The organism is Escherichia sp. WS33 (assembly GCF_046486385.1).
Lineage (GTDB): Bacteria > Pseudomonadota > Gammaproteobacteria > Enterobacterales > Enterobacteriaceae > ECMA0423.
In genome coordinates this window covers 61,758-75,729 of record NZ_JBJQLJ010000011.1, presented here as the reverse complement: position 1 = coordinate 75,729, position 13,972 = coordinate 61,758, and the positions used below count along the sequence as shown (strand labels likewise).

The 13,972-nt window shown below is 51.5% G+C and carries 12 protein-coding genes, 1 tRNA gene and 2 pseudogenes; 9 read left to right on the top strand and 6 right to left on the bottom strand.

The window, feature by feature from the left end; genetic code table 11:
* Positions 1-77 precede the first annotated feature (77 nt).
* Entirely contained in the window at positions 78-572 is a 495-nt protein-coding gene (gene lrp / locus ACJHXA_RS11425) for a leucine-responsive transcriptional regulator Lrp (protein ID WP_000228473.1), read from the bottom strand.
* A gap of 544 nt (positions 573-1,116) precedes the next feature.
* Here lrp and trxB point away from each other — a divergent pair.
* The 8 genes and pseudogenes from trxB to ACJHXA_RS11385 all read left to right on the top strand — a co-directional run bounded on the left by trxB (position 1,117) and on the right by ACJHXA_RS11385 (position 7,283).
* The gene (gene trxB / locus ACJHXA_RS11420) at positions 1,117-2,082 is read left to right on the top strand and encodes a thioredoxin-disulfide reductase (RefSeq protein ID WP_000537418.1); all 966 of its coding nucleotides are present in this window, start codon (positions 1,117-1,119) and stop codon (positions 2,080-2,082) included.
* A gap of 122 nt (positions 2,083-2,204) precedes the next feature.
* The gene (cydD, locus tag ACJHXA_RS11415; protein WP_001043587.1) at positions 2,205-3,971 is read left to right on the top strand and encodes a heme ABC transporter permease/ATP-binding protein CydD; all 1,767 of its coding nucleotides are present in this window, start codon (positions 2,205-2,207) and stop codon (positions 3,969-3,971) included.
* The gene (gene cydC / locus ACJHXA_RS11410; protein ID WP_001202188.1) at positions 3,972-5,693 is read left to right on the top strand and encodes a heme ABC transporter ATP-binding protein/permease CydC; all 1,722 of its coding nucleotides are present in this window, start codon (positions 3,972-3,974) and stop codon (positions 5,691-5,693) included.
* Positions 5,694-5,734: 41 nt separating this feature from the next.
* On the top strand, positions 5,735-6,439 hold the full coding sequence (aat, locus tag ACJHXA_RS11405) for a leucyl/phenylalanyl-tRNA--protein transferase (protein WP_001241678.1): 705 nt from the start codon (positions 5,735-5,737) through the stop codon (positions 6,437-6,439).
* Positions 6,440-6,584: pseudogene (locus ACJHXA_RS11400) on the top strand (hypothetical protein); the annotation flags it as partial.
* 59 nt (positions 6,585-6,643) lie between these two features.
* Positions 6,644-6,796, top strand: a pseudogene (locus tag ACJHXA_RS11395) (hypothetical protein); the annotation flags it as partial.
* Positions 6,724-6,942 carry a translation initiation factor IF-1 gene (gene infA, locus ACJHXA_RS11390; RefSeq protein WP_001040187.1) on the top strand — a complete coding sequence of 73 codons (219 nt, stop codon included), beginning with the start codon at positions 6,724-6,726 and terminating at the stop codon, positions 6,940-6,942. The pseudogene ACJHXA_RS11395 and the gene infA, both read left to right, overlap by 73 nt.
* 253 nt (positions 6,943-7,195) lie before the next feature.
* A tRNA-Ser gene (locus tag ACJHXA_RS11385) sits at positions 7,196-7,283 on the top strand.
* Positions 7,284-7,626: 343 nt separating this feature from the next.
* Here the strand turns inward: ACJHXA_RS11385 and clpA are convergent.
* The 3 genes from clpA to yljB form a co-directional block, all read right to left on the bottom strand.
* Complete coding sequence (gene clpA, locus ACJHXA_RS11380; protein WP_000934041.1) at positions 7,627-9,903, bottom strand: ATP-dependent Clp protease ATP-binding subunit ClpA; 2,277 nt, start codon at positions 9,901-9,903, stop codon at positions 7,627-7,629.
* A gap of 30 nt (positions 9,904-9,933) precedes the next feature.
* Positions 9,934-10,254, bottom strand: coding sequence for an ATP-dependent Clp protease adapter ClpS (gene clpS / locus ACJHXA_RS11375; RefSeq protein WP_000520781.1), 321 nt, complete (start codon positions 10,252-10,254; stop codon positions 9,934-9,936).
* A 98-nt stretch (positions 10,255-10,352) separates the two neighbouring features.
* Positions 10,353-10,427 (bottom strand): protein YljB, encoded by a 75-nt coding sequence (yljB, locus tag ACJHXA_RS11370; protein ID WP_001406719.1) that lies wholly within the window; start codon positions 10,425-10,427, stop codon positions 10,353-10,355.
* 149 nt (positions 10,428-10,576) lie between these two features.
* On the opposite strand from yljB, the gene cspD reads away from it, so the two are divergent.
* On the top strand, positions 10,577-10,801 hold the full coding sequence (cspD, locus tag ACJHXA_RS11365) for a cold shock-like protein CspD (RefSeq protein WP_000410785.1): 225 nt from the start codon (positions 10,577-10,579) through the stop codon (positions 10,799-10,801).
* 72 nt (positions 10,802-10,873) lie between these two features.
* Here the strand turns inward: cspD and macB are convergent, their stop codons facing one another.
* Together macB and macA are read right to left on the bottom strand one after the other, a co-directional pair.
* Positions 10,874-12,820: a macrolide ABC transporter ATP-binding protein/permease MacB gene (gene macB, locus ACJHXA_RS11360; protein WP_000188180.1), complete on the bottom strand. Its 1,947-nt coding sequence runs from the start codon at positions 12,818-12,820 to the stop codon at positions 10,874-10,876.
* Positions 12,817-13,932: a macrolide transporter subunit MacA gene (gene macA, locus ACJHXA_RS11355; protein ID WP_000746460.1), complete on the bottom strand. Its 1,116-nt coding sequence runs from the start codon at positions 13,930-13,932 to the stop codon at positions 12,817-12,819. The genes macB and macA overlap by 4 nt, the downstream gene beginning before the upstream one ends.
* Positions 13,933-13,972: the final 40 nt, after the last annotated feature.

Below are 13,972 nucleotides of genomic sequence, written 5' to 3'. Positions count from 1 at the left end.
CAGGTTACCCCAGTACTGTTGCTGTATGGATTAACAGGAGTGTAATCAAAATACGCCGATTTTGCACCTGTTCCGTGTTAGCGCGTCTTAATAACCAGACGATTACTCTGCTTGACTTCTTCCATAACAACGTATGTCCGTGTGTCATTGACGCCAGGCAGACGCAGCAGGGTTTCCCCCAGCAACTTACGGTAAGCTGACATATCCGGCACGCGTGTTTTCAACAGGTAGTCGAAATCACCAGATACTAAATGACACTCCTGAATTTCTTCAAGTTTTTGTACAGCGGTATTGAATTGTTCAAACACATCCGGTGCGCCACGATTCAGAGTAATCTCAACGAATACCAGAAGTGATGCATCCAGATAATGGGGGTTAAGCAGCGCCGTATAGCCCTGAATAAACCCTTGTCTTTCCAGCCGACGCACACGCTCAAGGCACGGCGTTGGGGAAAGTCCCACACGTTTAGAAAGCTCGACGTTAGAAATACGCCCATCCTTTTGCAACTCATTAAGAATGTTACGATCGATACGGTCGAGATCTTTGCCAGGGCGCTTCTTGCTATCTACCATTATTATTGTCTCTCTGTATTCCTTCCCTACTCCTGTCTGACCCTGAAACATCACTGTTCAGAGTCGCTACCCGTCACGATAGACCGAAATCATGAAGATTCACGGCGCGCAATGCCTGGGTCTACGGTGAGAAGACCGTTGCCTTGTGGCAGCTATCGACATCACGAATGGCGTCTGTCCACGCCATACGTAGATTTCACTAGCACGGTAAACATGGTATTTACATGCATGGTTATGCGCATATAAGAATACTGTTTTTTTTCTTCCTCGAATGTTTTCGCAAAACACCAGGGGATTGTCAAAGCAAAACATCGATTTTTAGTACAACATGCCAGATATTCATTAACAGGGGCGTTTATTCATCATTTAATCGGCTTATAAAGCGGGAAATTTAAGTAGCAGAGGTGATAATGACGGGAGAATTTGACCTGCTTATCGATGCTGCCGATTGCACAAATTGTTAACAAAATCGTCATACTCTTTTTTTACGTCTGTAAATTCCCTACAATCCTGCCCATTGTCTGCCAACAACTATGGGGATCTCATGGGCACGACCAAACACAGTAAACTGCTTATCCTGGGTTCAGGCCCGGCGGGATACACCGCTGCTGTCTACGCGGCGCGCGCCAACCTGCAACCTGTGCTGATTACCGGCATGGAAAAAGGCGGCCAACTGACCACCACCACGGAAGTGGAAAACTGGCCTGGCGATCCAAACGATCTGACCGGTCCGTTATTAATGGAGCGCATGCACGAACATGCCACCAAGTTTGAAACTGAGATCATTTTTGATCATATCAACAAGGTGGATCTGCAAAACCGTCCGTTCCGTCTGAATGGCGATAACGGCGAATACACTTGCGACGCGCTGATTATTGCCACCGGAGCTTCTGCACGCTATCTCGGCCTGCCCTCTGAAGAAGCCTTTAAAGGCCGTGGGGTTTCTGCTTGTGCAACCTGCGACGGTTTCTTCTATCGCAACCAGAAAGTTGCGGTCATCGGCGGCGGCAATACCGCGGTTGAAGAGGCGCTGTATCTGTCTAACATCGCTTCGGAAGTGCATCTGATTCACCGCCGTGACGGTTTCCGCGCGGAAAAAATCCTTATTAAGCGTCTGATGGATAAAGTGGAGAACGGCAACATCATTCTGCACACCAACCGTACGCTGGAAGAAGTGACCGGCGATCAAATGGGTGTCACTGGCGTTCGTCTGCGCGATACGCAAAACAGCGATAACATCGAGTCACTCGACGTTGCTGGTCTGTTTGTTGCTATCGGTCACAGCCCGAATACTGCCATTTTCGAAGGGCAGCTGGAACTGGAAAACGGCTACATCAAAGTGCAGTCGGGTATTCATGGTAATGCCACCCAGACCAGCATCCCTGGCGTCTTTGCCGCGGGTGACGTGATGGATCATATTTATCGTCAGGCCATTACTTCGGCCGGTACAGGCTGCATGGCAGCACTTGATGCGGAACGCTACCTCGATGGTTTAGCTGACGCAAAATAATTTTACAAATCAGTAACAAAAGTAAAGAAGGTGACACCATGCGACTATGGGTCGCCTTTATTTTTTCCCCGTTGTAACATTGCTCTGCAAATAATTCTGATAACTCACCTGCTAAGCGTGCAATGAATAAATCCCGTCAAAAAGAGTTAACCCGCTGGTTAAAACAGCAAAGCGTCATCTCCCAACGTTGGCTGAATATTTCTCGTCTGCTGGGCTTTGTAAGCGGCATATTGATCATTGCCCAGGCCTGGTTCATGGCGCGAATTCTGCAACATATGATTATGGAGAATATTCCCCGTGAAGCCCTGCTGCTTCCCTTTACGTTACTGGTTCTGACCTTTGTACTGCGCGCATGGGTGGTCTGGTTACGCGAACGGGTGGGTTATCACGCCGGGCAGCATATCCGCTTTGCCATCCGCCGTCAGGTTCTCGACCGTCTGCAACAAGCAGGGCCAGCGTGGATTCAGGGTAAACCTGCGGGGAGCTGGGCGACGTTGGTACTCGAGCAAATTGACGATATGCATGATTACTATGCACGCTACCTGCCGCAAATGGCGCTGGCAGTGTCGGTGCCGTTGCTGATTGTGGTGGCGATCTTCCCCTCTAACTGGGCTGCGGCGCTCATTCTGCTGGGCACAGCACCGTTAATTCCGTTGTTTATGGCGCTGGTTGGGATGGGGGCTGCCGATGCTAACCGGCGTAACTTTCTCGCTCTTGCTCGCTTAAGTGGGCATTTCCTCGATCGCCTGCGCGGCATGGAAACATTGCGTATTTTTGGTCGTGGTGAAGCTGAAATTGAAAGTATTCGTTCTGCTTCGGAAGATTTCCGCCAACGGACAATGGAAGTGCTACGGCTGGCGTTTTTATCCTCCGGCATTCTCGAATTTTTTACCTCGCTGTCAATTGCTCTGGTGGCGGTCTACTTTGGTTTTTCCTATCTCGGCGAGCTGGATTTTGGTCACTACGATACCGGTGTGACGCTGGCTGCGGGTTTTCTGGCCCTGATCCTTGCGCCAGAGTTTTTCCAGCCATTGCGCGATCTCGGTACGTTTTATCATGCTAAAGCCCAGGCTGTTGGTGCAGCTGACAGTCTGAAAACGTTTATGGAAACCCCGCTCGCCCATCCGCAGCGCGGTGAGGCGGAATTAGCATCGACCGATCCGGTGACCATTGAGGCCGAGGATCTGTTTATCACGTCGCCGGAAGGTAAAACGCTGGCCGGACCGCTGAACTTTACTTTGCCAGCAGGCCAACGTGCAGTGTTGGTTGGTCGCAGCGGTTCAGGTAAAAGCTCACTGCTGAACGCGCTTTCTGGTTTTCTTTCATATCAGGGATCATTACGAATCAACGGGATAGAATTACGCGATTTATCACCAGAATCATGGCGTAAACATCTCTCCTGGGTTGGGCAAAACCCACAATTACCGGCAGCAACATTGCGGGATAACGTACTACTGGCGCGACCTGATGCCAGCGAACAAGAATTACAAGCAGCGCTGGATAACGCCTGGGTCAGCGAGTTTCTACCGCTCCTGCCACAAGGCGTTGATACGCCTGTTGGCGACCAGGCTGCCCGCCTTTCCGTGGGGCAGGCGCAGCGCGTGGCGGTGGCCCGTGCGTTACTAAATCCCTGTTCGCTATTACTGTTGGATGAACCCGCTGCCAGCCTTGATGCTCACAGTGAACAGCGCGTAATGGAGGCGCTGAATGCCGCCTCTCTGCGCCAGACAACGTTAATGGTCACCCACCAGTTAGAAGATCTTGCTGACTGGGATGTCATTTGGGTTATGCAGGATGGCCGGATTATTGAGCAAGGACGTTACGCGGAATTAAGTGTGGCTGGTGGCCCATTCGCCACATTACTGGCCCATCGTCAGGAGGAGATTTAAATGCGCGCTTTGCTACCCTATCTGGCACTGTATAAACGTCATAAATGGATGTTAAGTCTTGGTATCGTGCTGGCAATTGTCACGCTGCTCGCCAGTATCGGTCTGTTGACACTTTCCGGCTGGTTCCTCTCGGCCTCAGCGGTTGCGGGGGTTGCCGGACTGTACAGCTTCAACTATATGCTACCCGCTGCGGGCGTGCGTGGCGCAGCAATCACCCGTACTGCCGGGCGTTATTTTGAACGTCTGGTAAGTCACGACGCGACTTTCCGCGTGTTGCAGCATCTGCGCATTTACACCTTCAGCAAATTGCTGCCCCTCTCCCCTGCCGGACTGGCGCGCTATCGTCAGGGCGAATTGCTCAATCGCGTGGTGGCGGATGTTGATACGCTCGATCATCTTTATCTGCGCGTTATCTCGCCGCTGGTGGGCGCTTTTGTGGTGATTATGGTGGTGACAATCGGGTTAAGTTTCCTTGATTTCACCCTCGCCTTTACGCTGGGCGGCATTATGTTACTGACGCTTTTCCTGATGCCACCGCTGTTTTATCGTGCGGGAAAAAGCACCGGGCAAAATCTGACTCATCTTCGCGGACAGTATCGCCAACAACTGACGGCCTGGCTGCAAGGGCAAGCTGAGCTGACCATTTTTGGTGCCAGCGATCGTTATCGCACGCAACTAGAGAATACAGAAATTCAATGGCTGGAAGCGCAACGCCGTCAATCTGAACTGACCGCATTGTCGCAAGCGATAATGCTACTCATTGGCGCGTTAGCGGTGATCCTGATGCTGTGGATGGCGTCTGGCGGCGTTGGCGGCAATGCTCAACCCGGCGCGTTAATTGCCCTGTTTGTCTTCTGCGCGTTAGCCGCGTTTGAAGCACTGGCACCAGTAACGGGTGCATTTCAGCATCTGGGGCAAGTCATTGCCTCTGCCGTTCGGATCACTGATTTAACGGATCAAAAACCGGAAGTCACCTTCCCTGATACCCAAACTCGTGTTGCCGATCGCGTTTCGCTGACATTACGGGATGTTCAGTTCACTTATCCGGAGCAATCCCAACAGGCACTTAAAGGGATTTCTCTTCAGGTAAACGCCGGGGAACATATTGCGATTCTCGGGCGAACCGGATGCGGCAAATCAACACTGTTACAACTGCTGACCCGCGCTTGGGACCCGCAACAGGGCGAGATTTTGCTTAACGATAGCCCCATAGCCAGCCTGAATGAAGCGGCTCTACGACAGACCATCAGCGTTGTTCCTCAGCGAGTGCATCTGTTTAGCGCCACGCTGCGTGATAATCTGTTACTCGCCTCGCCTGGCAGTAGTGATGAGGCTCTGGCGGAGAGCTTGCGTCGCGTTGGCCTGGAGAAGCTGCTCGAGGATGCAGGTCTCAACAGTTGGTTAGGTGAAGGCGGACGCCAGCTCTCCGGTGGTGAACTGCGCCGTCTGGCTATCGCCCGTGCGCTGTTACATGATGCGCCACTGGTGTTGCTGGATGAACCTACCGAAGGCTTAGATGCCACAACCGAAAGCCAGATCCTTGAATTGCTTGCAGAAATGATGCGTGAGAAAACGGTGTTAATGGTCACCCATCGACTTCGCGGACTCTCTCGTTTCCAACAAATAATAGTGATGGACAACGGGCAAATTATTGAGCAAGGTACTCACGCAGAGCTGCTTGCCAGACAGGGGCGTTATTACCAGTTCAAGCAGGGTTTGTAAGCTATTATTGAACGATCCGACTTGCGTGGAGTTTTGCGGTCATGCGCCTGGTTCAGCTTTCTCGCCATTCAATAGCCTTCCCTTCCCCGGAAGGCGCATTACGTGAGCCTAACGGCCTGCTGGCACTTGGGGGCGATCTTAGCCCTGCGCGCCTGTTAATGGCTTACCAGCGTGGTATTTTTCCGTGGTTTTCTCCAGGCGACCCCATCCTCTGGTGGTCGCCCGATCCCCGCGCGGTGCTATGGCCAGAATCACTGCATATCAGCCGTAGTATGAAGCGATTTCATAAACGCTCGCCCTATCGTGTCACGATGAATTACGCTTTTGGTCAGGTCATTGAAGGCTGTGCCAGCGATCGCGAAGAAGGAACCTGGATCACGCGTGGCGTGGTCGAAGCCTACCATCGCCTTCACGAACTCGGCCATGCCCACTCCATTGAAGTCTGGCGTGAAGATGAGCTTGTCGGCGGTATGTACGGCGTGGCCCAGGGAACGCTATTTTGTGGCGAGTCCATGTTCAGCCGGATGGAAAATGCGTCTAAAACGGCGCTTCTGGTATTCTGTGAGGAATTTATCGGTCATGGCGGTAAGCTTATCGACTGCCAGGTCCTTAACGATCACACAGCATCGCTTGGTGCCTGCGAAATTCCCCGCCGGGATTACCTTAATTATCTCAATCAAATGCGCCTCGGACGATTGCCGAATAATTTCTGGGTACCACGATGCTTGTTTTCACCACAAGAATGAATGTTTTCGGCACATTTCTCCCCAGAGTGTTATAATTGCGGTCGCAGAGTTGGTTACGCTCATTACCCCGCTGCCGATAAGGAATTTTTCGCGTCAGGTAACGCCCATCGTTTATCTCACCGCTCCCTTATACGTTGCGCTTTTGGTGCGGCTTAGCCGTGTGTTTTCGGAGTAATGTGCCGAACCTGTTTGTTGCGATTTAGCGCGCAAATCTTTACTTATTTACAGAACTTCGGCATTATCTTGCCGGTTCAAATTACGGTAGTGATACCCCAGAGGATTAGATGGCCAAAGAAGACAATATTGAAATGCAAGGTACCGTTCTTGAAACGTTGCCTAATACCATGTTCCGCGTAGAGTTAGAAAACGGTCACGTGGTTACTGCACACATCTCCGGTAAAATGCGCAAAAACTACATCCGCATCCTGACGGGCGACAAAGTGACTGTTGAACTGACCCCGTACGACCTGAGCAAAGGCCGCATTGTCTTCCGTAGTCGCTGATTGTTTTACCGCCTGATGGGCGAAGAGAAAGAACGAGTAAAAGGTCGGTTTAACCGGCCTTTTTATTTTGTGATATGTATGAAGTACTTTGGAAGTATAAGTCCGTAACTTGTCTCGATGTAGATATACTGCACAACTTGTTTACAGTATGAGCAAACAATAATTATCATTAAAATTCTTCTTGACCGTTTTACTCCAACTCCCTATAGTAGCGCCCCGTTGCCACCCATGAGGTCAGGCGACAAAACAATTTGGTGAGGTGTCCGAGTGGCTGAAGGAGCACGCCTGGAAAGTGTGTATACGGCAACGTATCGGGGGTTCGAATCCCCCCCTCACCGCCATATTTAAAGAAGAGCTCGTACGAAAGTGCGAGCTTTTTTTTCGCATTTTATCTGTCTGTACGGCAGTGAACGCGTTCGCAAAGGTTTTACCGCACCCCGTCGATTTCTAAGCTGCCTGTACGGCAGTGAACTCAAATACTACACGTTTAGCCCGTTGTTAATAAAGCAAAACCATCCCATTCTCCTGCAGCACCCTTTTTTATCCTTACCTTCCCGCAGCACTAATTATCAACAACTTACCATCATCATTAAAAAAAGGGTCTGAACCTCCTCCACCCCATAAACAAAAAGTCCGTAACCTCTTTCGAGATTACGGACTTGACCAACCTACCTAACAATCAGATTAATGCGCTGCTTCCGCCTTGTGCTTTTGTGCACTCTGGAATCCGTAAGTCAGCTCATTTTTCTCTTTATCCAGCGCGACGGTGACCTGACCGCCGTCCACCAGCGAACCAAACAGCAGTTCGTTGGCGAGCGGTTTTTTCAGGTTGTCCTGGATGACACGCGCCATCGGACGTGCGCCCATTGCCCGGTCGTAACCTTTCTCGGCCAGCCAGTTACGCGCTTCCTGGCTCACTTCCAGAGAAACACCTTTCTGATCCAGCTGAACCTGCAACTCGACGATGAATTTATCCACCACCTGATGGATCACGTCGGTTGACAGATGATCAAACCAGATAATGTTGTCGAGACGGTTACGGAATTCCGGTGTAAAGATCTTCTTGATCTCCTCCATCGCATCGGTGCTGTTATCCTGGTGGATAAGACCAATGGATTTACGCTCAGTTTCACGTACCCCGGCGTTGGTGGTCATCACCAGCACCACGTTACGGAAGTCCGCTTTGCGTCCGTTGTTATCGGTCAGCGTACCGTTGTCCATCACCTGCAACAGAATATTGAACACGTCCGGATGCGCTTTCTCGATTTCGTCCAGCAACAGCACCGCATGTGGATGCTTGATGACCGCATCAGTCAGCAAACCTCCCTGATCAAAACCAACGTATCCCGGAGGCGCACCAATCAGACGGCTGACGGTATGGCGTTCCATATACTCGGACATATCAAAGCGCAGCAGCTCAATGCCCAACGCTTTCGAAAGCTGTACCGTCACCTCTGTTTTCCCGACCCCGGTAGGGCCGGCAAACAGGAACGAACCAACCGGTTTATGTTCGTGACCTAAACCTGCACGCGCCATCTTAATGGCTTCAGTCAGCGCCTCAATGGCTTTATCCTGACCGAAGACCAGCATTTTCAGGCGATCGCCGAGGTTTTTCAGGGTATCGCGGTCACTCTGAGAAACACTCTTCTCTGGAATGCGCGCAATACGGGCCACCACGGACTCAATATCCGCCACATTAACGGTTTTCTTGCGTTTGCTTACCGGCATCAGGCGTGCGCGAGCGCCCGCTTCGTCGATAACGTCAATGGCTTTATCCGGCAGATGACGATCGTTAATGTATTTCACCGCCAGCTCTACCGCTGCACGCACCGCTTTTGCGGTATAACGCACGTCGTGGTGCGCTTCATACTTCGGTTTCAGGCCATTGATGATTTGAACAGTTTCTTCGATCGACGGTTCAGTAATATCAATTTTCTGGAAGCGACGCGCCAGAGCACGGTCTTTCTCGAAAATGTTGCTGAACTCCTGATAGGTTGTCGAACCAATTACGCGAATTTTACCGCTGGAGAGCAACGGTTTGATCAGGTTAGCCGCATCGACCTGGCCACCAGACGCTGCCCCCGCACCGATAATGGTGTGGATCTCATCAATAAACAGGATGCTGTTAGTGTCCTGCTCCAGCTGCTTGAGCAACGCTTTAAAACGTTTTTCAAAGTCGCCGCGATATTTAGTGCCCGCTAACAGAGAACCGATATCGAGAGAGTAAATCGTACAGTCAGCCATCACTTCCGGCACATCGCCCTGAACAATTCGCCAGGCAAGACCTTCCGCAATCGCGGTTTTACCGACACCAGATTCCCCCACCAGCAGCGGGTTGTTTTTACGGCGACGGCAGAGAACCTGAATAGCACGCTCCAGCTCCTTCTCACGACCAATCAGTGGGTCGATTCCGCCCACGCGCGCAAGCTGATTCAGGTTCGTCGTGAAATTCTCCATACGTTCCTCCCCACCAGCTTGTTCTTCGCTGTTTGGCTGGCTGCCAGGATCAGAAGACTGTGTCGGCTCGTCTTTACGCGTGCCATGAGAGATAAAGTTCACCACATCGAGACGGCTGACTTCATGTTTACGCAACAGATATGCCGCCTGCGACTCCTGTTCGCTAAAGATAGCGACCAGAACGTTTGCACCGGTTACCTCATTGCGACCGGAGGATTGGACATGGAAGACCGCACGTTGCAGTACACGCTGAAAACTCAGCGTCGGCTGTGTGTCGCGCTCCTCTTCACTGGCAGGCAGAACGGGTGTGGTTTGTTCAATAAAGGCTTCCAGTTCCTGACGGAGCGCAACCAAATCCACAGAACACGCTTCCAGCGCCTCCCGGGCAGATGGGTTACTGAGCAGCGCCAGTAACAAGTGCTCGACGGTCATAAACTCATGACGGTGCTCGCGCGCTCTGGCGAAAGCCATATTTAAACTGAGTTCCAGTTCTTGATTGAGCATAGGCACCTCCCCCAATTTTTATGCCTGCATTCAGGCTTTTTCTAGCGTACACAGCAATGGATGCTCATTCTCCCTCGCGTACTTGTTCACCATCGCCACTTTGGTTTCTGCAACCTCGGCGGTAAAGACTCCGCAAATGGCCTTCCCCTGGTAGTGAACAGCGAGCATCAATTGCGTTGCACGTTCTACATCATAAGAAAAGAATTTTTGTAACACGTCAATAACAAACTCCATCGGAGTGTAATCATCATTGACTAATATCACTTTATACATAGATGGCGGTTTTAGCGCGTCGCGAACTTTTTCTTCCGCCAGTTGATCAAAGTCCAGCCAGTCGTTCGTTTTACCCATTGTCAGTTATCATCTTCGGTTACGGTTATCGGCAGAACGCCCTGCCGCTGACAAGAGCTTATTTGCCTGACCAATCTACTCCACATGATAGATAACTATCATCTATCGTTGGCATCAGCGACATCTGTCACATTCCTGTCAATAGCGTTAACTGCTTCAAATTTTTGATTCATACCTGCCCCCTGGCCCCTGTCAAACGCTTGACGGCTCGCCCTAATTCTCTAAATTGTATTTCTAGAGTTGGCGAGGTTTTGAACAGCCCCCTCTCTGACCCCGGTTTATTCCATCTTACTTGTATAAGATTTGCGAAGGATGTCGAAGCATGGAAAAGGGTACTGTTAAGTGGTTCAACAATGCCAAAGGGTTTGGTTTCATCTGCCCTGAAGGCGGCGGCGAAGATATTTTCGCTCATTATTCCACCATTCAGATGGATGGTTACAGAACGCTAAAAGCTGGACAATCCGTTCAGTTTGATGTCCACCAGGGGCCAAAAGGCAATCACGCCAGTGTTATTGTGCCCGTCGAAGTAGAAGCGGCAGTCGCATAGCTCTTCTGTCTCATTGTGTACATCCTAAAGGCAAAATGCCAGCCCGATCGGCTGGCATTTTTATCTCAAAAATTACTCTCGTGCCAGAGCATCTACTGGATCCAGTCGTGCCGCATTTCGTGCGGGTAACCATCCAAATAAAATCCCGGTGACCGTCGAGCAGAGAAACGCCAGCAGCAGTGCCAACGGTGAAAAACCAATCTCCCAGCCGGGTAAGAAAAGCTGCAAGGTGAAAGCAATTAACAGTGACAGTGTTATTCCCAACGCGCCACCGACCAGGCAAACCAGTACGGCTTCGATCAGGAACTGTTGCAAAACATCGCTTGCTCGCGCACCTACAGCCATGCGAATGCCAATTTCCCGCGTCCGCTCGGTCACTGACACCAGCATAATATTCATTACACCAATACCGCCCACCACCAGCGAAATCACCGCCACCAGCGTCAGAAACAGTTGTAAAGTACGTGTGGTCTTTTCAACAGTTTTCAAGACGCCGTCCATGTTCCAGGTAAAGAAATCCTTCTTTCCGTGGCGCAGTGAAAGTAAACGCGTGAGTTGCTGTTCCGCCTCGGCGCTGTCAAATCCTTCTTTTACCCTGACAGTAATGGAGTTCAGCCACGACTGGCCCATAACTCGCCCGGACATCGTGCTGTAAGGTAGCCAGACACGCAGCACTTTACTGCTACCAAACATCGACTGTTTTTCTTCCGCCACACCAATGACTCTGGCGGGCATATTGCCGACCAGAATCACCTCGCCAACCACATCTGCTTTATGGGGGAAAAGCTGGCGGCGAGTATTACTGTCGAGAACCACGACCTGCGCACGACCGTTCAGCTGCTCCTGATTAAAGGTGTTTCCTTCACTGAAGGTCATGCCATAGACATTAAAATAATCGCCGCTCACGCCATTGGCACTGGCAGCAACATCAACATTGTTATAACGCAGGCGCAGGTTTTGCGAGACGGCAGGTGTGGCTGAGGCGACCCACGGTTGTTTTTGGATGGCGATTAAGTCGTCGTACTTCAGCGCCTGCTGATATTGCGGATCGTCATCGCCAAAATCTTTCCCGGGATAGACATCAATAGTATTCGTACCAATAGAACGAATATCCGCCAGCACCATTTGTTTGGCGGCGTCACCCACCACGACAATGGAAACCACCGACGCAATACCGATAATAATCCCCAGCATGGTCAGTAAAGTACGCATTTTATTCGCTGCCAGCGCCCGCCATGCCATCGTCAGCGCCTCGTTAAAACCGCTGACAAACTGCCGCCAGCCAGACACCGTGTTGACAACAGGCTCCGTCCCGCCAGCAACATTCACTTTTTCAATGGCGGGAGGATTGCGCACAATTTCGCCGTCGCGAATTTCGATCACCCGCTCGGCCTGAGCAGCGACCTGCGGATCGTGGGTGACGATAATCACCGTATGCCCACGATCGCGCAGCTGATGCAGGATCGCCATCACCTCTTCGCCAGAATGGCTGTCCAGTGCGCCGGTTGGTTCATCGGCAAGAATTACCTGACCACCGTTCATCAATGCCCGCGCGATGCTGACGCGCTGTTGCTGACCACCCGAAAGCTGTGCCGGATAATACTCTGTACGGTCTTCCAGCCCCAGCCGTTGCAGCAACTCCTGGGCACGAAGCAGTCGCTGTTTCCGCTCAAGACCAGCATAGACGGCGGGTACTTCAACGTTCTGCTCGGCGGTTAAATGCGAAAGTAAATGGTAACGCTGGAAAATAAAGCCGAAATGCTCGCGGCGCAGTTGCGCCAGCGCATCGGCGTCCAGTGTGGCAACATCCTGACCGGCGACGCGATAGGTGCCGCTGGTGGCCTTATCCAGACAGCCGAGAATATTCATCAGGGTCGATTTACCGGAACCTGAAGCGCCAACAATCGCTACCATCTCACCGGCATAAATATCGAGGGTGATGCCCTTCAGCACCTCAACCTGCTCATCACCGGCAGGATAGCTGCGACGAATATCCTTTAATTCGAGCAAAGGCGTCATTGTGCAGCTCCTGGTTTGGCCTCACCAATCACCACTTCATCGCCCGCTTCAAGCCCTTTGACAATCTCAACATCGGTATCGTTACGTGCGCCAATCGTCACTTCACGCTCGCGTGTTTCACCATTACGCAACAATTTGACTTTATAACGATTATCGCCAACCGGATCGCCTAACGCCGACAGAGGGATCGTCAGCACATTTTTCACATCGGTGAGCTGAATATGCACTTGCGCAGTCATATCCAGCCGCAGCAAACCATTGGGGTTGGGGACTTCAAAACGGGCGTAATAGAAAATAGCGTCGTTAACCTTTTCCGGCGTCGGTAGTACATCCTTGATTTGCCCCTCGTAGCGCGTCAGTGGATCGCCAAGTACCGTAAACCAGGCTTTTTGCCCCGGCTTCAGGTGGATTACATCCGCTTCAGAAACCTGCGCTTTTACCAGCATGGTGCTCATATCTGCCAGCGTCAGAATGTTCGGTGCTTGTTGTGCGGCAATCACCGTCTGGCCTTGCAGAGTGGTGATTTGCGTGACTTCCCCGGCCATCGGGGCAACGATGCGAGTGTAATCGAGATTGGTTTTAGCCGTATCGAGAGAGGCCTGATTGCGCTTGATTTGCGCGTCAATGGTGCCAATTTGCGCCTGTTTCACAGCCATCTCCGTCGCGGCGGTGTCGAGATCCTGCTGTGAAACCGCCTGCGTTTGTGCCAGACGTTGCTGACGGGAATACGTCACCCGCGCCAGTTTCAGCTCCGCTTCCGCCTGCTGCCGCTGCGCACGTAGCTCCATCAGCGTTGCTTCGACCTCCTTAATCTGGTTTTCAGCCTGTTCAGGATCAATAACCCCTAAAAGCTGGTCTTTTTTTACTTTATCGCCAATCGCCACCGACAGAGTTTTCAACTGACCGCTGACCTGCGCGCCCACGTCAACCTTACGCAGCGCGTCCAGCTTTCCGGTCGCCAGCACGCTTTGCTGTAAATCACCGGGGCGCACAATCAGTGTCTGATAAGTCGGCACGGGTGCGTTAAGAATTCTCCATAACGTAATCAGTCCGGCGATGACTATCACCAGCGCAATAACGTAACGCTTCTTCACGGTTTTCCGCTTTTTCATAAATATTCTGAATACTCCATATGCCAATCCGGGTCATTAA